22 protein-coding genes are annotated in these 23885 nt (G+C 62.4%); 11 read left to right on the top strand and 11 right to left on the bottom strand.

All coding sequences use genetic code 11. From position 1 onward, the window contains the following. Positions 1-14 precede the first annotated feature (14 nt). Positions 15-395, bottom strand: coding sequence for a 4a-hydroxytetrahydrobiopterin dehydratase (locus M727_RS0102570; RefSeq protein ID WP_027151345.1), 381 nt, complete (start codon positions 393-395; stop codon positions 15-17). Positions 396-556: 161 nt separating this feature from the next. On the opposite strand from M727_RS0102570, the gene M727_RS0102565 reads away from it, so the two are divergent. From M727_RS0102565 to fae, 7 genes are all read left to right on the top strand, one after another. Continuing rightward, complete coding sequence (locus tag M727_RS0102565) at positions 557-1525, top strand: beta-ribofuranosylaminobenzene 5'-phosphate synthase family protein (RefSeq protein WP_027151344.1); 969 nt, start codon at positions 557-559, stop codon at positions 1523-1525. Positions 1526-1566: 41 nt separating this feature from the next. Beyond that, on the top strand, positions 1567-2460 hold the full coding sequence (locus M727_RS0102560; protein ID WP_027151343.1) for an NAD(P)-dependent methylenetetrahydromethanopterin dehydrogenase: 894 nt from the start codon (positions 1567-1569) through the stop codon (positions 2458-2460). Next, entirely contained in the window at positions 2438-3586 is a 1149-nt protein-coding gene (locus tag M727_RS0102555) for an ATP-grasp domain-containing protein (RefSeq protein WP_027151342.1), read from the top strand. Before M727_RS0102560 ends, M727_RS0102555 begins: the two co-directional genes overlap by 23 nt. Beyond that, positions 3583-4539 carry a methenyltetrahydromethanopterin cyclohydrolase gene (gene mch, locus M727_RS0102550; protein ID WP_027151341.1) on the top strand — a complete coding sequence of 319 codons (957 nt, stop codon included), beginning with the start codon at positions 3583-3585 and terminating at the stop codon, positions 4537-4539. Before M727_RS0102555 ends, mch begins: the two co-directional genes overlap by 4 nt. Positions 4540-4553: 14 nt before the next feature. Next, positions 4554-5594, top strand: a complete 1041-nt coding sequence (locus tag M727_RS0102545) for a RimK family alpha-L-glutamate ligase (protein WP_245268369.1) — start codon at positions 4554-4556, stop codon at positions 5592-5594. Further along, positions 5591-6475, top strand: coding sequence for a triphosphoribosyl-dephospho-CoA synthase (locus M727_RS0102540; protein ID WP_348627132.1), 885 nt, complete (start codon positions 5591-5593; stop codon positions 6473-6475). Before M727_RS0102545 ends, M727_RS0102540 begins: the two co-directional genes overlap by 4 nt. A 168-nt stretch (positions 6476-6643) precedes the next feature. Beyond that, positions 6644-7150: a formaldehyde-activating enzyme gene (gene fae / locus M727_RS0102535; RefSeq protein WP_023797737.1), complete on the top strand. Its 507-nt coding sequence runs from the start codon at positions 6644-6646 to the stop codon at positions 7148-7150. 256 nt (positions 7151-7406) lie between these two features. Here fae and M727_RS0102530 read toward each other — a convergent pair whose 3' ends face one another. Further along, positions 7407-8105 carry a HisA/HisF-related TIM barrel protein gene (locus M727_RS0102530; RefSeq protein ID WP_027151338.1) on the bottom strand — a complete coding sequence of 233 codons (699 nt, stop codon included), beginning with the start codon at positions 8103-8105 and terminating at the stop codon, positions 7407-7409. A gap of 56 nt (positions 8106-8161) precedes the next feature. Between M727_RS0102530 and M727_RS0102525 the strand changes: the two genes are divergently transcribed. Further along, the gene (locus M727_RS0102525; RefSeq protein ID WP_027151337.1) at positions 8162-9196 is read left to right on the top strand and encodes a hydantoinase/oxoprolinase family protein; all 1035 of its coding nucleotides are present in this window, start codon (positions 8162-8164) and stop codon (positions 9194-9196) included. Positions 9197-9780: 584 nt separating this feature from the next. Next, positions 9781-10422: a peroxiredoxin-like family protein gene (locus M727_RS0102520; protein ID WP_027151336.1), complete on the top strand. Its 642-nt coding sequence runs from the start codon at positions 9781-9783 to the stop codon at positions 10420-10422. Between the two features lie 508 nt (positions 10423-10930). Here the strand turns inward: M727_RS0102520 and M727_RS0102515 are convergent. The 3 genes from M727_RS0102515 to M727_RS0102505 all read right to left on the bottom strand — a co-directional run bounded on the left by M727_RS0102515 (position 10931) and on the right by M727_RS0102505 (position 17068). Next, a complete protein-coding gene (locus M727_RS0102515; protein ID WP_027151335.1) occupies positions 10931-14329 on the bottom strand; it encodes an adenylate/guanylate cyclase domain-containing protein in 3399 nt (1132 codons plus the stop codon). A gap of 387 nt (positions 14330-14716) precedes the next feature. Next, positions 14717-16024 carry an adenylate/guanylate cyclase domain-containing protein gene (locus tag M727_RS0102510; RefSeq protein ID WP_027151334.1) on the bottom strand — a complete coding sequence of 436 codons (1308 nt, stop codon included), beginning with the start codon at positions 16022-16024 and terminating at the stop codon, positions 14717-14719. 291 nt (positions 16025-16315) lie between these two features. Next, positions 16316-17068, bottom strand: coding sequence for a LysR substrate-binding domain-containing protein (locus tag M727_RS0102505; protein WP_084646600.1), 753 nt, complete (start codon positions 17066-17068; stop codon positions 16316-16318). Positions 17069-17381: 313 nt separating this feature from the next. Between M727_RS0102505 and M727_RS0102495 the strand changes: the two genes are divergently transcribed. Further along, entirely contained in the window at positions 17382-17570 is a 189-nt protein-coding gene (locus M727_RS0102495; protein ID WP_036261093.1) for a hypothetical protein, read from the top strand. A gap of 102 nt (positions 17571-17672) precedes the next feature. Here M727_RS0102495 and M727_RS42890 read toward each other — a convergent pair whose 3' ends face one another. Together M727_RS42890 and M727_RS0102490 are read right to left on the bottom strand one after the other, a co-directional pair. Beyond that, positions 17673-17870, bottom strand: coding sequence for a DUF6074 family protein (locus tag M727_RS42890; RefSeq protein ID WP_084646599.1), 198 nt, complete (start codon positions 17868-17870; stop codon positions 17673-17675). 191 nt (positions 17871-18061) lie between these two features. After that, positions 18062-18556, bottom strand: coding sequence for a DUF6647 family protein (locus M727_RS0102490; RefSeq protein WP_051505489.1), 495 nt, complete (start codon positions 18554-18556; stop codon positions 18062-18064). A 120-nt stretch (positions 18557-18676) separates the two neighbouring features. Between M727_RS0102490 and M727_RS0102485 the strand changes: the two genes are divergently transcribed. Continuing rightward, a complete protein-coding gene (locus M727_RS0102485) occupies positions 18677-19906 on the top strand; it encodes a winged helix-turn-helix domain-containing protein (protein WP_027151329.1) in 1230 nt (409 codons plus the stop codon). Positions 19907-19912: 6 nt separating this feature from the next. On the opposite strand, the gene M727_RS0102480 is transcribed toward M727_RS0102485, so the two are convergent. The 4 genes from M727_RS0102480 to M727_RS0102465 form a co-directional block, all read right to left on the bottom strand. Continuing rightward, a complete protein-coding gene (locus M727_RS0102480) occupies positions 19913-20851 on the bottom strand; it encodes a hypothetical protein (RefSeq protein ID WP_198032584.1) in 939 nt (312 codons plus the stop codon). A 499-nt stretch (positions 20852-21350) separates the two neighbouring features. Next, positions 21351-21941, bottom strand: coding sequence for a DUF447 domain-containing protein (locus tag M727_RS0102475; protein ID WP_027151327.1), 591 nt, complete (start codon positions 21939-21941; stop codon positions 21351-21353). A gap of 3 nt (positions 21942-21944) precedes the next feature. Then, positions 21945-23339 (bottom strand): DUF6513 domain-containing protein, encoded by a 1395-nt coding sequence (locus M727_RS0102470; protein WP_027151326.1) that lies wholly within the window; start codon positions 23337-23339, stop codon positions 21945-21947. Continuing rightward, positions 23332-23883, bottom strand: a complete 552-nt coding sequence (locus M727_RS0102465; RefSeq protein WP_027151325.1) for a flavoprotein — start codon at positions 23881-23883, stop codon at positions 23332-23334. Before M727_RS0102465 ends, M727_RS0102470 begins: the two co-directional genes overlap by 8 nt. Positions 23884-23885: the final 2 nt, after the last annotated feature.

Below are 23885 nucleotides of genomic sequence, written 5' to 3'. Positions count from 1 at the left end.
AATTCCGACCGCGCTTAATCATATTTGATGTAAGCGAAGCGCTGATCGGTCGGCGGAGTGCCTTCCAGCGCGCCGCCTTCCCGGGCCGGCTGCCACTGGACGACATCCTCGATCTTTTTGGCCAGCTCGAAGTCTTTGTCGGTGATGCCCTTGGCTGCATGGTTCATCAGGCGCACCTCGACCCAGGCATAGGAAGCCGTGATGTCGGGGTGGTGCCATGCCGCCTCGGCGAGGTGGCCGACCGTGTTGATGACCATCAGTGTCGATTTCCAGCTGTGGGTCTTGTATTTGCGCCGGATCCAGCCGTTCTCGTAATGCCATTTCGGCAGTTCCTTCTCGAGCCGGTCGGCAATCTCAGCTTCCGAATAGACTTTTTCCCTCGGCGTCTCGTTCATCTCGACCTCCGCGAATTGCCCGGTCCGTTCTCGCGCCGGGGCCAAAAAGAAGATAAAACGAATGCACTCTCTGCGGCTTGCCCCTTCGACGAAAACAGCTATCATGGCGACGGGCACCTAAACTTCCATGATGCGTCTATGATGCACCCATCGGGGGGTAGATGTCGAATTCTGTTACCATACAAGTGCCCGCCCGCCTGCATCTTGGCTTCCTCGATCTCAACGGCGATACCGGGCGTCGCTTTGGCAGCGTCGGGCTGCCGCTGAGCGAACCCGAAACCATCGTCACCCTGTCACGATCCAGCGAGACCATCGTCGAAGGCGCCGAGAGCCGGCGCGCCGGCGACCATCTGGCGACGCTCTGCAGCCATCTCGGCATTCGCGGTCAGCACCGTCTGGTGGTCGAACAGTCGATCCCGAGCCATGCCGGCCTGGGCTCCGGCACCCAGATCGCCATTGCCGTCGCCGCGGCGCTGCGCACGCTCCACAAACTGCCTCTCGATATTGGCAGCGATGCGACCCTGCTCGATCGCGGCGGACGATCCGGCATCGGCATCGCCAGCTTCGAAAACGGTGGCGTCATTGTCGACGCCGGCAAGGACGACAGCGGCAGGCCGCCGCCGGTCGTGGCGCGACTGCCGTTCCCGGAAGAGTGGCGCGTCATCCTGATCCTCGACCATGGCGGGCATGGGCTGCATGGCGATGCCGAGATCGCGGCATTTCGTTCGCTGCCGCCGTTCCCGGCATCCGGCAGCGGCGAGATCTGCCGGCGGGTGCTGATGGGCATCATGCCGGCTCTGGTCGAGCACGACCTGCAAGCCTTCGGCGCCGCCGTCACCGCGATCCAGATGCTGATCGGCACCCATTTCGCCCCGGCGCAAGGCGGCGTGTTCACCTCCAGGCGGGTCGAGAACGTGGCCCACGCTCTCAACGAAGCAGGCGCTGTCGGCATCGGCCAGAGCTCGTGGGGGCCGACAGGGTTTGCCTTTGCCCCATCGCAAGACGCTGCAGTCAGCTTCGTCAACGCGGTTCGGCAGACAGTTGAAGACGGCATCGAGATCAGGATCGTCAAGGGCAGGAATTCCGGCGCGAAGATCAGTTCGACCAGACTTGACCTCGTCGGCAGCTGACGGCTGGGCAACGCGATCAGGTTCAAGAAGAAAGGCGAGAAATGGCCCGCAAACATATCCTGCACATGCTGACGCCGTTGAAGCATATGAGCCCTTTCGACGTGAACATGGCGCTCGATGCAGGCTTCGACGCCGTCGTCCCCTATGTCGATGTAAGCCTGGGAGAGGTGACAGGCCTCGTGCAGGACGCGATCTTTTCGCGCCCGCCCGATGCGGGCATCGATACCGGCATTTTTATCGCCGGCAAGGATGCCTCGCTGGCGCTTGACATGTTCGAGGCAGCGCGAAAAGCGATGGTGCCGCCTTTCCAGGTCTCGGTATTCGCCGATCCGGCCGGCTCGTTCACCACGGCCGCGGCGATGGTGGCCAAGGTCGAAAAAGCGCTGGAGAAGAAGTTCGAGCGCGGGCTGAAAGACACCAGGATCGCTGTTTTCGGCGCCACCGGCGTCGTCGGCTTCTGCACCGCCGTGATCGCCGCCAGGGAAGGCGCGGGGGTGACGCTGGTCGGCCATGACGGCATCGAAAGGGTCAAGCAGATCGCGGCCGAGATCAAAAACCGGTTCAACATCGCCGTCGATGCGGCCGACGGATCGAGCGACGCCCGCAAGACGAAGCTGGTAGAGGCGAGCGAGGTGATCCTGGCGTGCGCCAAGGCCGGCGTCCAGGTGGTCTCGAAAGCCCAGTTGAAAGGCGACGGCCTGCTCATTGCCGCCGACGTCAATGCGGTCCCGCCGGCCGGCATCGAAGGCGTGGCCGTCAATGCCAATGGCGATCCGCTCGAAGCGGCAAAAGCTGTCGGCATTGGTCCGCTCGCCATCGGCAACGTGAAATACAAGGTCGAATTCGGCCTCTTCAAAAGAATGATCGAATCCGAAAAAACCATCACGCTCGATTTCCAGGAAGCATTTTCCCTTGCACGCGAGACTGCCAAATAACGCCGGATCTCTGCTGATCGCGGCGATTTCAGGCCGGGCGCTGGCTGCCGCTGCGCGCCGCGCCGGCTATCGTCCGCTGGTCGCCGATTTCTTTTGCGATACCGACACGGTCGCGCTTGCCGAGCGCGCGACGATTCTGCCGGGCAACCTGCAAGGCGGCATCGACCGCCTGCGCATCATCGAGACGCTTCGGCAACTGGCAGGAGACGACCACCCGGTCGCCACTGTCCTGGGCTCGGGCTTCGAGCGGATGACCGAGACCGTCGACGATATCGCGCGCCATTTTCCGCTCGCCGGTAACAGCGGCGCCGCGATCCGCAGGATCAAGGACCCGCGATTGCTGGCCACCGATTGCGCCGAACTCGGCATTCCGCATCCGGAATTCCAATGGGACCCGCCGCCCGATCCGGAGAACTGGGTGGTCAAGACCGCAGGCGGCGCCGGCGGCGCGCATATCAGACGGGCCGCTGGAGAAACCCCGAAATTACAGTGTCAGGCTCCTGGCGGCCGCTATTTCCAGCGTTTCATTGCCGGCCGCAGTGTCTCGGCCCTGTTCGTCGGCGACGGCCAAAGCGCTGACATCGTCGGCTTCAGCCAACAATGGGCGTCGCCTGCCCCGGCAGCGCCCTATCGCTATGGCGGCGCCGTGCGGTTGAGGCGCTTCGATCGCAGACGGGCGGCGATGATCCGCGGCTGGCTTTCAGGTCTGGCGCGCCGCGCCGGCCTGGTTGGATTGTGCAGCGCCGATCTCATTCGCGGACCGGATGGCTACAAGTTCATCGAGATCAATCCGCGGCCCGGCGCCACGCTCGACATTTTCGACGATGCCGACGCGCCATTGATCGAAGTGCATCTGCGCGCCGTGGCAGGCAGGGCCTACCGCCTGCCGCGCTTTGTCGATTCGATGGCCTCGATGGTGACCTATGCGGCGGCGCCGATCGCCCGCTTTCCATCGATTGCCTGGCCTGAATGGACTGCCGACCATCAGTCGCCCGGCACCCGACTGATCGCCGGCGATCCGGTCTGCACCATCTTCGCGCGCGGTCCGAGCGCCGATCTGACCAGGCGGCTGATCAAGGGACAAGCCAGCCGATTGCAACACCAATGGGAAGGAGACCGGACATGAAAGACGGTTCGGCATTCCTCAACGACAATGCGCAGCGCATCATCGACGGCATGATCGGCGACGCCGAACGCCTGCGTATCGGCGTTTCCACCGGGCCTTTGGGCGAGTGCCTGATCGACGCCGGCGCCAAGGCCGCCGGCGGCGTCGAGGCCGGGCTGCGCATGGCGGAAGCCGCGATGGGCGGCCTCGGCAGCATTTCGGTGGGCATGGACCGTGCGTCGCCAAAATGGCCGTTCACCATCGAAGTGCGGTCGTCGCAGCCGGTGCTTGCCTGCCTGGGCAGCCAGTATGCGGGCTGGAACCTGTCGAGCCAGGATTATTTTGCCATGGGATCGGGACCGGCGCGGGCGCTCGCCCGCGTCGAACCGCTGTTCGAAACACTCTCCTATCGCGATACCGCGTCGTCCGCCGTGCTGATCCTGGAGACGGCCAAACCGCCGCCCCAGGCGATCGTCGAGAAGGTCGGCAGGGCAACCGGATTGCCACCCGAAAAGCTCACCTTCCTCTATGCGCCGACACAAAGCCTTGCGGGCGGCGTGCAGATCGTCGCGCGCGCGCTCGAGGTTGCCCTGCACAAGACCAACGATCTCAAATTTCCGCTGGAGAACGTTGTCGACGGCATCGGCACGGCGCCTATACCCGCCCCGCATCCGGATTTCCTGACCGCCATGGGCAGAACCAACGACGCCATCATCTATGGCGGCAGCGTCCAGCTGTTCGTAAAAGGCTCGGCGAAAGACGCCAGCGAGCTCGCTGAGCGACTACCGAGCCGCGCCTCCCGCGACCACGGCCACCCCTTCGCCGAGGTCTTCAAGCGGTTCAAGGGAGATTTCTATGCCATCGATCCGCTGCTGTTCAGCCCGGCCGAAGTGATCGTCACAGCGATTGAGACCGGCGATACGTTCCGCGCCGGCGAGCGTGATCTGCAGATGCTCGAACGGAGCCTCGGTTAGACCATGGCGCTGCAATGGATTGGTCTGTCATCCGCCTGCCGGGCCGCTCGTTCCGGCTTTCCGTATACCGGTATCCAAGGCGTGACATGATCCCTCGCATCCTGATCGTCAGCGACGTCTCGGACACCCGCTCCAAGGGCCTGGCGGCAAGGCTGGAGCGGCGCGGCGCCGTGGTCGCAACCGTGCCGCTGGCGGCGATCGCGTTCGACACCGGCAGCCCGAGCGGACTGTCGATCCCCGGTTTCGACGGCGCGCTGCCCGACGCCGTGCTGGTCCGTTCGATCGCCGCCGGATCGTTCGAAGCGGTCACCCGGCGTCTCGGCGTGCTGCACGCATTCGGCAAGCTTTCCATTCCGGTGTGGAATTCCGCGCAGGCGATAGAACGCTGCGTCGACAAGTCGATGACGACCTTCCTCCTGAAGAACTCCGGCCTGCCGACGCCGCCGACATTCGCGGTCGAGGGTCTTGCCATGGCCGAAGCGGTTGCCAGACGCGAACTGCCGTTCACGCCGCTGGTGCTAAAACCGCTTTTCGGCGCCCATGGCCGCGGCATCCGGCTGATCGAAACACTGTCCGACCTCCCCGCCGAGGACGAGGTGAACGGCGTCTACTATCTCCAGCATTACGTGCCGCGTCCTGGCCCGCCTTTCCGCGATTTTCGCGTTTTCGTCTGCGCCGGCGAGGTTTTGGCGATGATGAGCCGCCGTGGCGAGGACTGGATCACCAATGTCAATCGCGGGGCGCTACCCGAGCAAGTCTCGGGGCAGGTTTCGGGGCATGGCGAAACCGAACTGGCGGCGCTGGCACGGGCCGCCGCCGCCGCTATCTCAGCGGATTTCGCCGGCGTCGATATCTTGCCGGCGGCAGACGGCAAGCTGTTGGTGCTGGAGGTCAACAGCATGCCCGCCTGGTCCGGGCTTCAATCGGTCGTCGCGGTCAACATCGCCGATGCGATTGCCGACGCCCTGCTGAAATTCCTGGCTGATCGCCCAGCTGATCACCCAGAGGCGGCGGCAGCGCGACCCTACCGCCTCACCGCGCCGGCGAATTCGTGACCGACGGCATGGCGCTTTCGCGAGAACGCCTCCGGGCTGCCTACAAGGACGCCTGCCGGATGGAGATCGAGGCGCTGAAACCGGGCAACGTCCATCTGTTCGCCGACGGGCACGGCATGTCCGCCGCCCAGTTCATGACCAGCGCCGAGGTCTCGTCCGTCCCGCTGACCGATCCGCGCCTGCCGGTCGGACAGCGCATGCTGGAAGCGGTCCGAGCGACACGCCTGGCGGTCGCGACCAATACCAATCTCGGTATTATCCTTCTGGCAGGGCCCCTGCTGTGCGCCGCCGAAAGGGCGGGCGCCCAACTGCACGACAATCGACTGCCCGACAATAGACTGCACGACAATCTCGACGAGGTGCTGCGCGCGATGAGCATCGACGATACCAGGGCGGCGTTCGAGGCGATCGTCGCCGCCGCGCCGGGCGGCCTCGGAGAGGCGACGAACGATGTGCGGCAGGAGCCGAAGGTTCATCTGCTCGAAGCCATGCGGGAGACGGCCGACCGCGACCTGATCGCCCGCCAGTATGTTACCGGTTTCGGCGACGTGTTCGGCGTCGGGCTTGCGGCTCTGCAAGTTGCCTTGGCGCGCGGCGAAGGCGGCATGTGGCCAACCGTGTTCGCCTATATGGCGTTTCTCGCCGGCTTCCCTGACAGTCATGTGGTGCGCAACCATGGCGCTGAAGTCGCAAATCAGGCGCGGCAACAAGCTCTTGCCGTTGAGGCGGCGCTGCATGGCAATGACGACGAGACGTCACGCATTCGTCTGCTCATGGAGCTCGACCGCCGGCTGAAAGCGAACAACGTCAACCCCGGCACCTCGGCCGACCTGACCGTGGCTACTCTTTTAGTCCACACTCTCGGCGTTCAGCTTGCATAATCGCAACGTTGGTGGTTGACTTTCAGGAGCGGAAGCTGGGCTTCCGCGGCTATCCAGCCAACCGGTCCGGATCTCCGGGCGCTGCCAACAAGGATAGCTGTCCATCGAGCGCTCGCTCGGTTTGCGGCGTCTTTGGACACCATAACTGTGTCTTGGAGGAAAATTGGCATGGCAAAGATCTCGAAAGTAATGGTCGGTGAATCGCTGGTAGGAGACGGCAACGAAGTGGCGCATGTCGACCTGCTCATCGGCCCACGGGGGAGCGCGGTCGAAACAGCATTTTGCAACGCGCTGACCAACAACAAGGACGGCTTTACCTCCCTTTTGGCGGTGATCGCGCCCAATCTTCAGTGCAAGCCCAACACCGTGATGTTCAACAAGGTCACGATCAAGGGCGCCAAGCAGGCGGTGCAGATGTTCGGCCCGGCCCAGCATGCAGTCGCAAAGGCCGTGCAGGACAGCGTCGCCGATGGGACCATTCCTGCCAATGAGGCGGACGACCTGTTCATCTGCGTCGGCGTTTTCATCCATTGGGACGCCGCCGACGACGCCAAGATCCAGAAGTACAATTACGAAGCGACGAAGGAAGCCATCCAACGCGCCGTTGCAGGAACGCCGACGGCCGCCGAAGCCACGGATAAGCGGGACCAAGTGAAGCATCCGTTCGCGGCTTAGACAAGAGACAGCCCCGCACAGGCAAAACCCTCCGCGGAGCCGGATGGTCTGTTGCGCCGCCTGAAAAAGCTTCTGGGCCTTTAGAGCGTCGGACCCCAAAACCTGCCCTCGGAATTTACCCGAGGGTTGGGAACCGGTTTTGGGAAATCCGATGCTCCAGCAAAGAGATAGAGCGGCGAGACGATCGACTTGAGAGTTCGCCGCTCTAGATCCAAGGCACGGTTTCCGAGACCGAAGTTCGAGGTTACCGCGAATGTCAGGTGCCAAGCGTTGCGAGGTGCCCCGGCGTGAGCGTGCCGTCATGCAGCGAGGTCGCAACCAGCGCCGCGGCGATACCGAGTGACGAAAGGGCGCGAATGTCAGCCTCATTGCGCACCCCGCCGGCCGCGATGACGGAGCGGCTTCCAGCCTTCGCCTTGATCGCCTTGAGCCGCGTGAAATCGGGACCGGAGGCGGAGCCGACCTTGGCCAATGTCATGACGATCACCTTTTGCGGCCAAAGCGCCGGCTCGTCGAGAAATGATGCCGGACCGCGAAACCTGTCGTCGAAGAAATCCAGCGACAGGATAAGGTCCGGATGACCGCTAAAACGCCGCAACAGCGCGTCGTCCTGCTGCGATTCGGATCCCAGCACCGGGCAAAGCCAAGGTTCGGCAAGTGCTGCCGAAAGTGTTTTCTCGTCGGCGAAGCCGGCATCGACCCAAAGCTCTGGCGGCTCCGCCATCGCCTCCAGCCGGGCAAGCGCGGCACTGTTTGGCGTTCCGCCTTCGATGGCATCGAGATCGGCGATATAGAAGGTCGGAAAAGGGTAAAGCCGGCGCAGGCCCTCAGTGACCGCGACGACATCGGAAGTTTGGCTGAGCGGCGTGACGATCGGCCTGTAGCGATCGCGTTTTCCTTGCTGGGCGCGCACCACCTCGCCGCCTTTCAGGTCGAGAACCGGAATGATACGCAACGCTCTTTTTCTCGCTGACCGACTGCCCCTGACCAACTCTAATGAAAGCGTGAAGCGTGGAAAAAAGAAAGAGCATCGTTGCCGGCTTCGATATTGGCGGCGCCCATCTGAAGGTGACGCGCGCGCAAGACGGCCGCATCGTCGAGGCTGTAACGATCGCCACGCCGCTTTGGCTAGGGCTCCATACCCTGACCTTGGCATTCGAGGAAACGGCCCCGATCTATGCCTGCGCCGATCTCAACGCATTCACCATGACCGGCGAACTGGCGGACGTCTTTCCGTCCCGCGACGCCGGCGTCGCGGCCCTGCTGGATGAGATTTCAGCCCGGGTCCCAGGCGAAAACTTGATTTATGCCGGACCGTCCGGCTTTGTCGGAGTCGACCAGGCAACGCGGCTGAGCAGCGATGTCGCCTCCGCCAACTGGCATGCGACAGCATCGTTGGTGGCGAAACTCGCCGGCGATGCCCTGTTCGTCGACATGGGCTCGACCACCACCGACATCATCGCCATCAGAAATGGCGCCGTCGCCAATGACGGCTACACCGATGCCGGACGGCTGCTGAGCGGCGAACTGGTCTATACAGGCTTCACCAGGACGTTCCTGTTCGGCGTCGCCTCGTCAGCCCCCGTACGCGGCAGGCTGACACCGCTGATGAACGAGTATTTCGCCTCGATCGCCGACGCGCACCGGATTCTGGGGGTGCTCGACGAAAAGGACGACAGGCACGCTTCCGCCGACGGCAAGGAAAAGACGATCGATGGCTCGATCGCGCGGCTGGCGCGCATGATCGGGCGCGACGCCACCGAGCTGACCCTGCCGGAATGGCATGAAATCGCGCGCTGGTTTAGCGAACAGCAGTTGCGCAGGATCCACGACGCAGCATCCCTGGTTGCCGGGTCCCTGGCGCGGGATGTGCCGATCGTCGGCGCCGGGACCGGCCGCTGGCAGATCAGGCGGCTGGCCGAACGCATGGAACGCCGCTTCGTCGATTTCGCCGAGATCATCCCCGCAGATGACGCCGTTCGCGGCGAAGCCAGCAGCGTCGCGCCCGCGTCAGCGGTGGCGCTGCTGGCGGGATCGCAAGTGTAGGTGCTCTATCATGGCCATCCGATCAGTCGGATCGATGAGATATTCCCCCGGCTTGAAAGATCCCAACCCGTACGAGCGCAAGGTCGCAACAGGGTGGAAAGTTCGCGTTCGGCACCCGCTCGGCGCATGTCCGGTTCGCGCCCGATATCGGCCGTGGAGGTGAGCTTTGCCGCTCCCGTAAGCAGACATAGCCGGGATACATTTTGGAGGTCGCGGTTGCGCCATTTCCAGACATTCCCGACGCTTTTCGGGAGCGGACCTTCGCTTTTCGTCCGAAACCGACCCGTTGACGACCTTGGGCGTTGCAGACTTGAACCTCCAAATCGAGGTCGGGAACCTGACCTTCAGCGCAAGAGCATTCGGGAGTGCGCTCGCGTAAGGTCATTCACCACATTTGGAGGCGACCCGCAGATGCTTTTTCGTGTTATGATGGGCTTGCAACGCGCGTAATCTCGACCTCGGCAATATGGCAGAGGTCGAAAACTATTGCCTTGGCACAGGAAGCTTTCGCCCCAGCACTTGATCGCCTCCGAAACGCTGGGTGTGCTGCTTTCCCTGACTGACCCGGGGCGAGGAGGTTGTCCATGTCCACGAGTAGTGTTGACCGCCCGCTGCAGCCGGGCGACCGGGCACCGAATGTTGTGCTCAATGCGATCTCACGCGAAGGCAAGATCGCGCTCGATGATTTTCGAGGCCGTAGCCCGTTGTTGATCGGTTTGTTCCGAGGCCTGCACTGTCCGTTCTGCCGGCGCCATGTCGCGGCGATGGCGCAACTCAAGCCGGCCCTGCGTGATAAAGGCGTCGAATGCCTGGCTGTGGTCAATACGCCGGTCGAGCGGGCGCGGCTCTATTTCCGTTACCACCCGGCACCCGATCTTCTCGCCGCATCCGACCCGGAGCGAGCCTCGCACCGTGCTTTCGGCTTGCGCGAGGTCGGGATGGACACGGTCATGGCGATACCGTTCCATCTCCCGGGCGAGTTGCCCGAGCCTATGGACGTCATGGCAATGAATGAATTTCTTAACAAGAAGGAAGGATATGAGATTACGGAAGTCGATCAGCACGCGATGGCTTCCAGCCAGGCGCAGCTTGTCGGTCAGTTCCTAATCGACCGGGCGGGCATCGTACGCTGGAACTTCACTGAAGTTCTGGAGGATGGCCTCAACACCTTCAGAGCGCCGAATCCCGAGGAATTGATGTCGGCAGCTTCCCAAGTTGCACATTAATAGGCTGCGGAAATGGGCTGCTGAAAACTCGCTCGACGGCCACCGTCCTGTGGTGATTCTTTGGATTTAACGATCATCGAAATGCTCAGCGCGGGAGGCTAAGGTCTGCCCGTGGGCTTCGTAGCGATTTCGATTCAACGGTCTGCGGACCGCCCCGACGCTAGAGTGAGCAAGCCGCTTAGGCGGGCGACGTCCGCTCCTTGCCGCAATCACGTCGTTCCGACAGGCGCGCATACGGCAAGTTTCCACCCAACCTAGTTTAGTCCTCCAACGGCTTCTTCCGCGTGCAGAGCGGTTAAAAGCACGGGTCGCCTCGATTGCGCCACGTCCGGACATTCGGCGGGCTTCTCCGTTGCCGACCTTCGCTCAACCGCAGAATTCGACCCGTTCCTGCCCTTTCAGCGTCTGACGCTCAACGCCGCAAGTTGACCCTAGAGCGGACACTCAGGGTTCTAGATTCGACGGTATCCGGCTCGACCCGGTAGCTAACACACCGCAGCCTTTGGCCCTAAGCGGATGGATTTTCGCCCGCAACTGTCTCGAGTAACAACCGCGCTTCATTGAGATCCGAAGTGCCCAAGCCCTCGCTGAACCAGCCATAAACCGGTGCAAGAAGCTCATAGGCTTCCGCGCACTTGCCGTGGTCCCGCCAGAGGCGGGCGAGGCTTGCCGCAGCCCGCAGCTCGAGCATCTTCGCGCCTTGGGCTTGGGCGACCGCGATCGCCGAACGGTAACATGCCTCAGCCTTGGATGCGTTCGGGGTAGTGAGCGATAGCAGCATCTCACCGGTTAGCCGATGGAGTTCCGCCTCACACCAGCGTTCCTCGGTCTCCGCCACCAACATAACGGCCTCGGCGAGCGCACGTAGCGCTTCATCCGTTTTGCCTGAGCGGTGTAGGGTCTCAGCGAAAAGACTCAGGTGATATGGCGCGCGCATTCGATGTCGCGCCGCTCGGCACTCCGCCATGCCCTCAAGGATTTGTGGAACGCTCTCCGATGGCGATCCCTGTGCACCCGATGCCCAACCCCGGAAGATCTTTCCGTGGGCCAGCCACAAACGTAGCCCGTGCTCCTCGGATAGGGATATCACCGCGTCCGCGTGCAGTCGAACGGCCGCAGCATCTCGACGGAGATGAGCCAGTGTCGCAGCCCCCCAGGCAAGCACGTAGCCTCGGCTGTTAAAGTGATTGAGCTCTTCAAGCGCCTTAGTCGCGCGGTCCATCGTTTCCGATGCTCTTTCTGGAAAGCCGCTCAGCCACAAGATCATGGACAAGATGGCGAGACCAGCTGCCCTCTGATCCTGCCCGAAGCGGAAGGCGAGAGATCGGTGCTGTCCCGGATCGTAAAGCGCAAGTGCCTGCTCGATTTGCTCTCGACCAGCCAGCAAATCTCCAATATGCGCAAGCGAAAATCCGAGAATCCTGTGTCCGACGAGCTTCATGGCCCGGTCGGCGTGGAGTTCGGCGCGACCCAGAAAGTCCTCTGCGAGTTGGCGCCCCTTCGACCACTCGCCGCCGGCTGCGCGATAGGCCCATTGACCGTAGAGGATCGGAAAATGCTGCTGCTGGCTACGGCCCAGCCGCTCGCAAAGCTCCTGCGCTCTCGCGTGGGCGGCGCCGGTCTCCGGAGCTCCGTAACCCTTTGTGGCCATGAGCGGCATGCCGAGAGCAGTCTGAAGGTCCAGCTCAAGTTCATCGCGCCGACGCGTTTCGGGAATTGATTTCAGAGCTTCCAGACCGTTCATCAGATGGCCGATTGCCTCCGCATTGGCGGAGAGTTCCGCCGCCTGCTGCCCGGCTTTCAACCAGTAGCCGACTGCCTTCTCTGCCAGGCCAGCCTCACTGTAGTGGTGGGCGAGCACCTCCGGCTGGGCGGTGCCCTTCTCAGGGAAGTGCTCCTCTATGGCTTGCGCGAGGGCTGCGTGTATTTGTTGCCGTTTACTGCGGAGCAAACTTTCATATGCGGCCTCCTGAACCAGGGCATGCTTGAACGCAAAAATGGCTTGCGGTGGCGTGCCGCGCCGATAAACCAGTTGCGATTCCTCAAGCCGCGCCAGTGCTCCATGGAGCTCGTTCTCGCGAAGTGGAGTGACCAGGGCGAGCAGGTCGTAGGAAAACTCCCGCCCAATGGCCGCGCCGATCTGCGCCACCTCCTTGACCGGCATCAAGCGATCGAGACGTGCGGTCAGCGAGTCTTGAAGGGTTGCTGGGATTGCCAAGGGCGGCAGGGGGCCAGCCAACACATAGCTTCCACTCTCTTCGCGCAGCAGCCCAGATTCGAGGACATTTTTGGTTAGCTCCTCGATGAACAGAGGCACCCCATCCGTCTTTGCCACGACCTGCTGCAGCACCTCCGTCGGCAATGTCTTGCCGGCAGTCAGCCGATCGATCATCGCGCAACCCGATTTGCGGCTGAGGCGGTTCAGCGTGAGAGACGTTACATGCGGGTGACCGCTCCAGGAGTGTTTGAATTCGGGCCGGAACGTGATCACCAGTAGAACCGGTAGACTACGCACACGCTCAATGAGCCGCTCCAGTAGCTCAAACGATGTCGGGTCGATCCAGTGCACGTCCTCAAATAGCTCCAGCACCGGTCGCCGCCGCGCCAAACCCTCGACCTGATCGGCCAGCGCGTCGAGCGTTTTTGACATCAGCTCTTCTGGCGCGAGTTGTAGTTGCGGATAGCGCCCGCCGGATGGAATCGACAGGAGCGCCGCAAAGATAGGCATCACTTCTGTGACGTTCTGCGTCGAAAGCGCGAGCAGTTCCTCGAGTTTTGCGAGTTTCCGTTCGTCATTGTCATCCCGATCGAATCTGGCGGCGCGCTGCAGATGATCGATGATCGGGTGCAGCGCACTGTGCACGTGGTAAGGCGAGCAGAAGTGGATAATGCGCGTGTAGGTGCTCTCGTCCGATCTTTGCTGTAGAGCGCGCGTAAGGCGCGATTTGCCAATTCCCGGTTCCCCTGAGAGCAAGACAACCTGCCCTTCGCCATCTCGCGTCTCGTCCCATCGCCGCTGCAGCAGAGCCAGCTCCTCCTCGCGGCCAACGAGCGGTGTGAGCGCGGCTGGGTGCAGCGCCTCGAAGCGGCTCTCTGCTTGGCTTTCGCCGATCACTCGCCAAGCACGCACTGGCTGGGCGAAGCCTTTGATATGCTGAGAGCCGAGGTCGGCAAGGTCGAACAGACCACCGACCAGGCGGCGCGTGTTCCGGCTGATCACCACGCTATTCGGCTCAGCCAGCGACTGCAGCCGTGCTGCCAGGTTGGGTGTCTGGCCGACGACAGACCTCTCCTGCGCCTCCCCGGCTCCGATAAGCTCTCCTACCACCACGCCGCCTGTTGCGATGCCGACGCGGACCTCCAACGACAGGTCGTATTTTGGCTTAAGGCTGTGAATGGCCTCGACCGCGGCGAGGCCAGCCCGCACTGCGCGTTCCGCCTCGTCTTCGTGGGCTCGCGGATAACCGAAATAGGCCAGCACGCCGTCGCCCATATATTTGGCAATGTGCCCTTCGTAGCGCGCAATTGCGGCCGCCACGGCGCTCTGATAGGCCCGCAAAAGTTCACTCACCTCCTCGGGATCGAGCCTTGACGCGAGCGCGGTCGAGTCGACCAGGTCGACAAACATCACTGTCAGCTGGCGGCGCTCGGCGTCTGGAGCTGCCAGGGTCGTGACGTCGACCGCAGCGAAGGCTTGCGAAGAACGGGCGGGCGCAGAACCCGCGCCGTCGCGGAGGGCGGCGATTGCCGCAAGCAATCTACGGCGGTGGCCGACCGAGGTGATGCCTAGCGCGATGAGATCCTCTGCCGTGAGGTCGGCGAGAACCTCGGCATCGATGTCGTTGGCGCGAAACTCCTGTTCGTACTGCGCGAGCCCCAAATCGCGCAGCCAGGTGCCGACGTCCATTGGACTCCTCCGGCGCTCCGGCTATCCGGAGCGCAAGGCTCGACATTCTACCGCACAATTACCGCGAAGGTGCACGGAAAAGGCACATCCGAAAGGATTCAAGGTCCGAAAAATGGCACACTTTTTGCCGTTCAATTATCCGGGAGAACGACTGCCTTCCACCCCAGCCAGTCGTTCGACGCTCATTTCGGGCGTTCTGCGGCTCTGGTGTTTGAACCAGCCGGACGCGCCATAATCGGACCCAGAGATCGGAAACGAGTAAGGTCGCATCACGGCTGCTTTGCGGATCTTTGCCGAAGGACGGCCGACGGGAGGCCGTCCCAGAGCGGAAGTTCGGCAGGCCTGAGTGTGAGGGTCAGGCGGCACCTTCGATCCGCCGGAGGACTATCAGCTGATGGCGCGAAATATCTGCCATTTTTCTGGAATGCCCTTCAGGGTGTGGGTTCCGAAGTTCTCGAACTTGATGCCAGAGCCCGCGACCAGATCCTTCACAGTACGCGAAACGAGCACGTCATCGGCACGACCGAGATGCGCTACACGCGACGCGATGTGCACGGCGATCCCGCGCACGTCGTCATCGATCAGCTCAACCTCGCCTGTGTGCACGCCTATTCGCACTGGAACGTCCAGCCGCTGCAAAGAAGCGCGAATCGCGCTGGCGCAATGGATAGCCCGTGCCGGACCATCAAAGGTGGCCAAAAAGCCGTCGCCGAGGGTTTTCACTTCTTTCCCTCGGAAGTTTGAAAGCTCCTGACGCACCGTCTTGTCATGGGTTTTAAGAAGGTCGCTCCAGCCGAGATCGCCTCTGGAATCCACGCGCGCTGTCGAACCGACGATGTCGGTAAATACGACTGTGGAGAGCACGCGGTCGATGACAGTGGACGACCGTGATCCGGTCAAGAATTCCCGCATCTCCGCCAGTATCCAGTCACCGGCATCGAGGAATGGGATGTGATCGGTTCCCGGGAACTCAACCAACCGGGCATGCGGGATGCCAGCGGCCAACTCGCGACCGCCTTCGACGCTGATCAAAGTGTCGTCCGTCAGGTGGAGAACCAGGGTTGGAACCTGAATGGAATGCAGGATTCCGGAAATATCGATCTCGCGATTCATGCGCATGAGCGCCATCGCGGCAGACGGGCTGGCGCCGAGCCGCTCGAATTTGCCCCACCACTGCTGCAGCGCAGCGTCATCGGCCTTCGAAGGGGCGAAGTTCGGCAGACTCGCGCCGCTGCCCCAGTGCTCGTCGATGTAGCTGATCAGAGCTTCGAACTCCTCATCGGTCGCTATCCAGTGGAGAAACCGCGCAAAAGCGCCATAGAGCACGAGCGATTGGGTCCTCTCAGGGTGGCTGGCGGCGAAGAGCGCGGCAAGCGATCCGCCTTCCGAAATTCCAAACTGGGCCGCGCTCTCAATGCCAACCGCGTCCATGACGGCGCGAACGTCGTCCATGCGCTCATCCATGACCGGCAGGTGTGCGACGCGGTCGGAGAGTCCGGTGCCGCGCTTATCGAAAAGGATAACGCGGCAAAAGCTCCCGAGCTTGCCCAGCCAGCGCGCAAAACGCGGCTCGTCCCAATAATTTTCGATGTGAGATACGAATCCCGGTGCCATGACGAGGTCGCGGCCCTCGCCGAAAACCTGGTAGGCAACGTGGACATCGCCGCTCTTGGCATAATGCGTGGTGGGCTGCATATCGGATACCTCCCGCGATTTGCTTATGCACTCCTTCAATCACGGAGCCAAAGCGGCCCGGGAAGCGTAATGATCTATCCTTCGCAACGCCGTGGCAGCCGCTTATCTTATCACATGCTCAGCTTCGATTCTCGCCGAACGTGGCGCGGTGCTGGTGCCGTCGCGCGTGAGAAAAATTGGTGATGCGCTCATACGCTGGTGAGCCCGCTTCAAGCGGGACTATCACGACTAGCCCCACCGGAAGGGCTGGCCAGTTCCGGTTCCACGGTGGAACTAGACGCGGCCGCCGTCTCAGATCGCCCCTGATTGCCACGCGATGGTTGTGTCTGGCCGAGCAGAAGAGGTCGATACTTGACGATCTCCTCCAGCATGAAATCGAAGAATGCCCGGATTTTTCGGCCGCTTGTGCAGGTCGGGATGGGTGAGGATCCAGAAGCCGCCGATAAGGCCCGGCTGCGGATCGATGACGCGCACGATATCCTCTTCCGCATCGCCGATCTGGCACGGCAGCAAGCCCAGCCCAAAGCCCGATTGGATAGCAAACAGGAGCCCCAGAACGCTGTTGCTGCGGCAGGCGATCTCGCAGTCCGGAGCCATTGCACGCAGCCAGCGCGCCGGTGTGATGTTTTCGATCGGCCCTTCGAATCCGATCAACTGACGGCCGTTGAGGTCGTCGGGCGTGGTCGGCCTGCCGGAACGTTCAACATAGCTGCGGCTGCCGTAGACCGCCCAGGACTGGTCCGACAGTTTGCGTCCGATCAGCGAGTCGTTGCCAGGAGGTCCGGCGCGCAGCGCTACCTCAGCCTGCCCATCGCCTAGGTCATTGTAACGGTCCTCGATCAGCAGGTTGACACCTTGAGCAAGATTCACTTTCTCCGTCCATTCCCGAAGTTCTGTCCCGCAACGGCTGAAAGTCCGCATTAAACGAATGTTGCCGTTTGTCTGTGTCGCTCCGAACAGCCGCTTTGGGTCAAATCCGCTGGTTCCGGTGAAGGTCCGCTTTCCGGGAGCAAATTTGAGCCGGGAATGTCCGACTAGGGTCATGGGCGTGAATTCGTTCTCGGAGAGCGAACGTCCGCATTGGGTCGATCAGCGGAAAGGCCGCTGTCTGTAACTTCGTCCCGAAAGCGGAAGGGCAGGTTTCGGCCCCAAACTGCCGGACCGGCATGCGCCTCATGTCGGGCGTGGAGGCAAACTTTGCCTCCACCAGCGCAAGAGTGACCATTCTATAGGCCGATCGGCCAGATGAGCACTTTGACTGATTTCAAGAAGGTGGACATTCTGGCGCTTCCAGCGAGTGTCGTACACAGGACGAACGCCGCATCTGGATCGAGTGCTGTTTCTGAGGGAGGACAGAATGGGCGTTTACGATCAACTTCGTGAACACCTCAAAAGACAAAGGCTGCCGGAGGCAATCCTAAGTTTCGAAGAGATTGAAGCTATCACGAAGCGCATGCTCCACAACAGCGCCGCTTATCCACAATGGTGGGAGGATGATACCGAGCATCGAGACGCCGCGCAGCATGCTTGGGCGGACGCCGCCTAAAAAGTTTTCCTGCTTAAGCGAGAGGATAAGGTCCGTTTCGTCCGCTCTGATTGACTACTTTCGCCCGCCGACGCTGTTCCGCTGCATCTCACCCAGGACAACTCAGAGCAGCATCCGGACTTCTTCCTCGGCTGTCTCAACAGCCACACCCGATGCGACGAGCTGTCGGAGAAGGTTTCTCGCGATCTGGCGCCAGAAGCGATTGGCGTGCTCTCCGTCCTTGGATGAGAGTGCTTCCGCTACGACGCTGACGATTCTTCGCTGCCGATACAGCGGAACTGCACAAACGTTTGACTGCACTGAACCCCCACGCACCGAGTTGGGTGGAAGGTAGGGCCGTTTAGTTAACTGCAGGTTTCAGAGCAAGGCATGTGAATTAGTTCAGGCCACCACGTCGGGCCTTGCAGCCTAACATCCGCTTCCTCTTTTTGCCGCAGACGGACTGGCCACTTGCTCCAAGAAAGGAGCTTTCGCTCTTCGTTTTCTTCGACCTAATGAGTGCACACTGTGGCGACAAGCAGTGTCGCAGGGTCGATGCTAAAGGTGCTCTTCAGGTCAGTGCCGAACAGCCGAAGCCAAGCGTCCTGGGCACGATAGGCGAGCGCCTCGCGCTCCCCTGGACAGGCGAAGCGCATCTCGGCGGCGGCCTGGAGGTGGTGAACCATCTCGTGCACCAGCACCGACAGTTCGGCCGGGGTGCGGCCCGTCCAGCCTGCGGTAAGAAAGATGGTATTGACGCCTTCATCATAGACGGCAACGACCTCCGGCGACGAGACGGTAGACCCGGCGCCGTAGCGCATCGTGACAAGTTCGATCGCGGGCGCGGTGACAAGGGCGGGAGGCTGCGCCAACGGCAGGTCGTAGTTCGCTGCGAGCCATAGTCCGATGGTCTCGAGCACAGGCGGCGTTTCTACCGGCTCGGCTGTGGCGGCCGGATTGGCCGCGGCGAGACACACGACGGCGAGCCCTAAAACTGATCTGCGCATGAGCGCCTCCTCGGGTGATCAAGCCGAGGCTGGGCCCGCCGGCGCAGAAGGTCATGAAAGCTCTCTGAAAGAGTCACGAAATCCTGCTATAATCTGGCCGTCGCACCCTCGGGCTCCGGTATGGATTACCCACGCAGCATTCGCTTCGGCGATTTCGTCCTGAACCGTACGCGCGGTTGCCTTCAGGATAGTTCCGGCACGGAGCGATTCTTGCGGCCGAAGTCATACCGGGTGCTTGAAGTGCTCGCCGAGCGACGCGGACAGCTGGTCAGCAAAGACGATCTCGTTCAGGCGACTTGGCCGGATGTGTTCGTCTCCGATGACTCCCTTGCTCAATGCGTAAGCGATATCCGCAGAGCGCTTGGCCCGGAGGGGATGGGCCTGCTGCGAACGGTGCCAAGGCGAGGATATATGCTCGTAGGCCCGGGCTCAGAGGCGGAGGAGCCGGTCGAGCCTGGCTGGAAGCGCTGGATGGCGTGGACGAGCGGGCTGACTGCAGCGCTCATAGTGGCGATGGCCACTCTCTGGCTCGCGCAACCGCGGGATTCCGTGGTGGAACTCAGCGCGGCAGATGGAGCGGTTGTGCAGGCAAACGAGCTCATTACGGCACGAGACTGGCGGCGGCGTGGGGACAACGAAGAGGCACGGGGCCTTCTCGAGGCCGTGGTGGCCGACAATCCCGGACATGCAGGGGCTTGGGCAAGCCTCGGATTGACCTACTGGTTGGAAGTTCAGCACCTTGCGTGGGGAGGCGGTCGTCGTGAGATGGCGCGGGCGCTTGAGATGGTGGAGCGCGCAGTGGCGCTTGGGGGCGGTGCGCGGTCGCACCGGCTGCTCGCAGAGATGCGGCTACTCTCCCCCTTCCCGGAAATGCGTTCTCCCGTCGACGCACTGGCAAATGCCCGAGCGGCGGTGACGATCGATCCTGAGGATCCCGACAACCTGGCGGTGCTTGCCCAAGCGCTGGCCCTGACAGGCCGATCGGACGAGGCGGTCCTGACAATCCAGCAGGCTCTGCGCCTCGATCCGACGCCGCAGGACTGGCACCACCAGGTCGCTGGCCTGAGCTACCTGCTCGCGGGAGAGCCGGCGCGAGCTGCAGAGGAACTTGGCCCGCTCTATGGCGCCGGGACTTTCGCAAACGCGCGGTGGTGGCCAGGATGGCTCTTCGCCGCGAGCCTTGCTCATGCCGGCCGGCTGGAAGAAGCGGCCGGGGTCGTCACGGCCGCGCTTGGGCACCGGCCCGAGCAGACCGTTACGGGCGTGGCGCAATCGTTCGATGGCCTAGCCGACGAAAGCGGCCTCGCCATTGTGCTGGAGGGGCTCAGGTTGGCTGGCATGCCGGGCTGATCCCGGCTACTTGGCGTAGGCGCGCGCCTGCCAATCGCCGTACCGATCGCGAAATTGCAGATAGCTCTTCCAGGCATCGGCGAGCAGCGGGTCTCGGGCGGTCTCCTCCGCGATGACCTCGTTCCACGCCTCCCTCAGATCGAGAAGCACTTCGTCAGGCCAGGCATGCAGCTCGACGCCCATAGCGCGAAAAGCCGCGATAGCCTCGACCTGTTCAACCGCTGCCTCGGCCGCGGTCCAGGACAGGGTGTCGCCGCACGCAGTCTCCAGCACGGCCTTTTGGTGATTTGATAGCGCGGCCCAGGTCTTCTGCGGCATCAGAATTTCAAGTGAGGTTACCGGCTGCTGCCAGCCCGGGAAGTAGAGGTACTTGGCGACCTCCGCGATGCCGAGTTCGGCATCGATGGACGGCAGCGAAAATTCGGCCGCATCGATCAGCCCAGCTTCCAGCGCCGGCCGGATCTCCTCGGCTGGAAGTTCGTAGGGGACAACCCCAAGCTTCTGCAGAACCCGAGCGCCGTAACCGAAGCTGCGCATAGCCAGCCCCTCCAGATCGGCGGAACTCTCGACTGGCGCAAGGAACCAGCCTCCGCCTTCTGCGGGAAGAATACCGCAATAGAGGCTCTTCATTTCGTGGCGCGCGTAGATCGCCTCCAGTGCCTCGGCACCACCGCCCCCTTTCATCCAGGCGGTAAAGCCGGCCGGGTCAGGACCAAAGGGAAAGCCGGTAAAGATTGTCAGCGCAGGATCCTCGCGGTGGTGATGGCCTGCCGAGCCCCACACCGCGTCGACCAGCCCTGAGTTCAGGGCGCCGAAGGTGTCCTGGTCGAGCACCAGCCGGTCATGGACCTCGATGATAAAGCCGCCGTCCGACAGCCGCCGCACCGTTTCGGCGAAGCGCTCACCAGCTTCGCCGAAGAGCTTGGGATGGAGCAGACTGTTCATGCGCCAGTGCACGACCCCTTCCTGGCTAGCGGCAGGGCCCGTAGCAAGCCAGAGGGCGAGCGTCAGCCTGCCAAGAGGACGAAGAACTTGGAAAGGACTCGGCATGGCTCCACTCTCACGCCGCGGCGGTTGAAATCCCTCGCCGTTGGCCCTCGAACTTACCACGTTTCAGACCGAGTAGTCTAAGCCGTAACAGGAGTCCCGGGACATCTCGGACGGAAGATGCGTGCAAGAACCCCCATCCCACGGCAAGCGGCAGGGCCCGGCTGAGGCGAAGGTCTGCCAGGGGCTAGGTCGCGGTAATGTCAACGACTGAATGTCCGCTCTTAAAGATCATTACCCCGAAGCCGCCGGTCTGCTCTCGGCCCCATTCCGGTCATGGTGCATACCGGGCTCAATGACCGCAAAGGGTCGAACACCGCCGTTTGAGATCACCGCCACCGTGTACCATGCTAAAACGCGTCAGCTCGGACGCTTACTCTGGTTCAGCATATCCGGTTCAGCCTCGCGCATCCTCGCCGCTGGCGTCCTCGGCCGCAAGGTGGTCGCCGACACGCTCCATCAGCCAGTCCCAGGCTTCCTTTTCGCCCTCGCCCGCGGTCTTTTCGATGGCGATTGAAAGGTAGGCGACCTCCGCCTCGATCTTGTCGCGCGGCAGCATGCCGAGCCGGCTGACCAGGATGGCCAGTTCCAGCACCGCCGCCTTGGCACGGTTGAAGCCGGTGAACGGCGCATGCGTTTCCTCCTGCACCACGCGGCAGAAATGGCGCGGTCGCATAGCATCGTCATCGACACTCTCGACTTCGAGGACCGAATGCGCGAGCGCCGCTTCGAGCCGCGGCACCGGAAACCCGTCGACCGCAACGGTCGGCCAATCCTTGCGCCCGGTCAGGCAGCCGGCAAAGATACGCACGTCGTCGGTATAATTGGCGAAGGCGAACGGCACTTCGGCGAGATTGTCAAGCGTGATCGATGGTCGGAACGGCGCAATGATCCAGCCGTCCTTCTCGGCGATGATGCCGATCGGCGCGATGTGGACATCACCGGCCTTGTTGACGGTGGTGATGATCGATTCGCGAATGTAAGGCATGGTTTAGCGTTCTTTCTTCGCGCGAAGCGTGTGGCCCGCTTCCGCAAGACGGGTGCGGTCGGTTTCGGGAGCCGGCGCGGCAGCGCCCCATGCGAGCGGCTCGTCCTGCACATAGCGCTTGCCGAGGCGCCACGCGATCTCGGCCTTCATCAGTTCCGCGCCGAGATAGAACGCGTGTGCGCCATCCGCCTCAACGCCAAGCCCGGCAAAGAGTTCGAATGCATCCGTGGCAACCGCATGCCCCTTGCCGTTGAAAACATGGATGCCGTCCTCGGCGGTGATGATACGGAAGTTCGTGTCGCGCACCTCTGCCGCGAGTGCTGCGATATCCTCGGTCGAGGCCGTAAACGGCTTGCGGTCGTGAACCTGCAGGAGCCCTGGATGATAACTCCGCGGCAGCGCACCGTCGTTCTTCGCCGCAAACAGGATGCGGCGGGCAATATCGTGCTCCTCGATCGTTCGCAGCGTGTGCGGACTGACATGTACGGCAAGCACGTTTCGGATCTGAAGTTCCGAGCAGAGCCCGGCCAGAACGGCGGTAACCCCGGAACTGTCGGCGTCGGTCAATTCGGCGAGGTTGCCGGTGCCCATCAGCAGTTCGACCTCAGGCCAGCGGCGGCGCGCCTCGATGAAACGCCCAAGTGAGGCGGCAAAGCCGAAATGGATCGGATCGAGCACCGGATCGGCGATGAAGGCGATGCCGGCCTTTTGCGCTGCTTCGATGGCCCGGCCGAGCGAATCCAGGTCGCCGGGCGTGGACGGGATCAGCACTGGTACAGCCTTGTGGTCGAAGGCCAACGGCAGCGTGTTCTCATCCAGGCTGAGAAGATAGTCCGCGCCGGCGCGTGCGCCGATCGACAGTTCGTCCGTGCTGGCGGAATCGACACTGACCAGAAATCCCTGTTCCTTCAGCTCGAGCACGGCCTCTTCCAGCAACGGAAACGGCGTTTCCGGCAGGCAGCCGACATCGATGACGTCGGCGCCGGCCGAAGCCAGCGTCCGTGCCCTCGCCACCAGCGCCTCGATCGACAGCATCGGCGCATCGACGATTTCGGCGAAGATGCGCATGTCGTGACGCGAAAGGTCAGGCGGCTCGCCCGCCCGGCCGAGAAAGACCGGCAGATCGGCGATCTCGTCGGGACCGCGTACGAAGGGCACCCCGAAATGGTTCGACAGGTGCTCGATGTCCCCGCGATAGCGGCCGGGCAGGATGACGCGGTCGGTGCCGCCTGTCAGGCTGAGCCGCCGCTTGATGATGTCTTCGCTCATCAACGCAGCGACCTTGACGCCGATGTCGATGATCTCCCAGGCAAATTCGGTTTCGCCCAGTCCGGCCAGCAGCCTTTCCAGTCGGACCTTGGCCAGATGGCCGGTAAGAAAGGCCAGCCGCTCAGCCATGGCTTGCGAGTTCGGCGTGGCGCCGTCTGACCGAGGCTTCGAGATCGGCGAGCGACTCGACCACCTGGGTCCGCTCGAAGCTCTTCAGGTGGTTGGTATTCTCCAGGTCGATCCTGCGCGGATAGACCTTGACCAGCCCATGCGGCGCCATGGTTTCGAGTTCCGGCGCGGTGTCGCATGCAAAGACGATGGCCGGCACCCGGCATTTTCCCGCCTGGGCAAAGACGTTGGTGGCGAGCGTGTCCGAAATGCCGTGCACGCATTTGGCGACCGTGTTGGAACTGGCCGGCGCCACCACGACGGTGTGATAGACACCGTGATAGAATTCGCCGACCGGGATCGCGCTCGCCGTCTTGTCGTGCAGCACCCGCGTCGTCTCCGGGAAATCGAGCTTGAGCTTGTACATGCGCAGCACTTCGTTGGCGGCTTTCGACACGAAGACATCGCAGTGCTCTAATTGGTGAATGAGTGCGAAGCTCTCCGAAAAAAAATGACCGGAACCGGTCAAAACCCATGCCCAGCGCGGCGTATGCAGCGTCGCCATCG

Origin of the sequence: Mesorhizobium sp. WSM2561 (assembly GCF_000513915.1) — a bacterium.
In the GTDB taxonomy this organism is placed as follows: Bacteria; Pseudomonadota; Alphaproteobacteria; order Rhizobiales; family Rhizobiaceae; genus Mesorhizobium; species Mesorhizobium muleiense.
This window is presented reverse-complemented; position numbering and strand designations above follow the sequence as displayed.

What these genes read in the sequence shown, in the direction of transcription:
- M727_RS0102570 (WP_027151345.1), bottom strand. Translation starts at nt 395, where the DNA reads ATGAACGAGACGCCGAGGGAAAAAGTCTATTCGGAAGCTGAGATTGCC.
- M727_RS0102565 (WP_027151344.1), top strand. Translation starts at nt 557, where the DNA reads ATGTCGAATTCTGTTACCATACAAGTGCCCGCCCGCCTGCATCTTGGC.
- M727_RS0102560 (WP_027151343.1), top strand. Translation starts at nt 1,567, where the DNA reads ATGGCCCGCAAACATATCCTGCACATGCTGACGCCGTTGAAGCATATG.
- mch (WP_027151341.1), top strand. Translation starts at nt 3,583, where the DNA reads ATGAAAGACGGTTCGGCATTCCTCAACGACAATGCGCAGCGCATCATC.
- M727_RS0102545 (WP_245268369.1), top strand. Translation starts at nt 4,554, where the DNA reads ATGGATTGGTCTGTCATCCGCCTGCCGGGCCGCTCGTTCCGGCTTTCC.
- fae (WP_023797737.1), top strand. Translation starts at nt 6,644, where the DNA reads ATGGCAAAGATCTCGAAAGTAATGGTCGGTGAATCGCTGGTAGGAGAC.
- M727_RS0102520 (WP_027151336.1), top strand. Translation starts at nt 9,781, where the DNA reads ATGTCCACGAGTAGTGTTGACCGCCCGCTGCAGCCGGGCGACCGGGCA.
- M727_RS0102515 (WP_027151335.1), bottom strand. Translation starts at nt 14,329, where the DNA reads ATGGACGTCGGCACCTGGCTGCGCGATTTGGGGCTCGCGCAGTACGAA.
- M727_RS0102510 (WP_027151334.1), bottom strand. Translation starts at nt 16,024, where the DNA reads ATGCAGCCCACCACGCATTATGCCAAGAGCGGCGATGTCCACGTTGCC.
- M727_RS0102505 (WP_084646600.1), bottom strand. Translation starts at nt 17,068, where the DNA reads ATGACCCTAGTCGGACATTCCCGGCTCAAATTTGCTCCCGGAAAGCGG.
- M727_RS0102495 (WP_036261093.1), top strand. Translation starts at nt 17,382, where the DNA reads ATGGGCGTTTACGATCAACTTCGTGAACACCTCAAAAGACAAAGGCTG.
- M727_RS0102490 (WP_051505489.1), bottom strand. Translation starts at nt 18,556, where the DNA reads ATGCGCAGATCAGTTTTAGGGCTCGCCGTCGTGTGTCTCGCCGCGGCC.
- M727_RS0102485 (WP_027151329.1), top strand. Translation starts at nt 18,677, where the DNA reads ATGGATTACCCACGCAGCATTCGCTTCGGCGATTTCGTCCTGAACCGT.
- M727_RS0102480 (WP_198032584.1), bottom strand. Translation starts at nt 20,851, where the DNA reads ATGAACAGTCTGCTCCATCCCAAGCTCTTCGGCGAAGCTGGTGAGCGC.
- M727_RS0102475 (WP_027151327.1), bottom strand. Translation starts at nt 21,941, where the DNA reads ATGCCTTACATTCGCGAATCGATCATCACCACCGTCAACAAGGCCGGT.
- M727_RS0102470 (WP_027151326.1), bottom strand. Translation starts at nt 23,339, where the DNA reads ATGGCTGAGCGGCTGGCCTTTCTTACCGGCCATCTGGCCAAGGTCCGA.
- M727_RS0102465 (WP_027151325.1), bottom strand. Translation starts at nt 23,883, where the DNA reads ATGGCGACGCTGCATACGCCGCGCTGGGCATGGGTTTTGACCGGTTCC.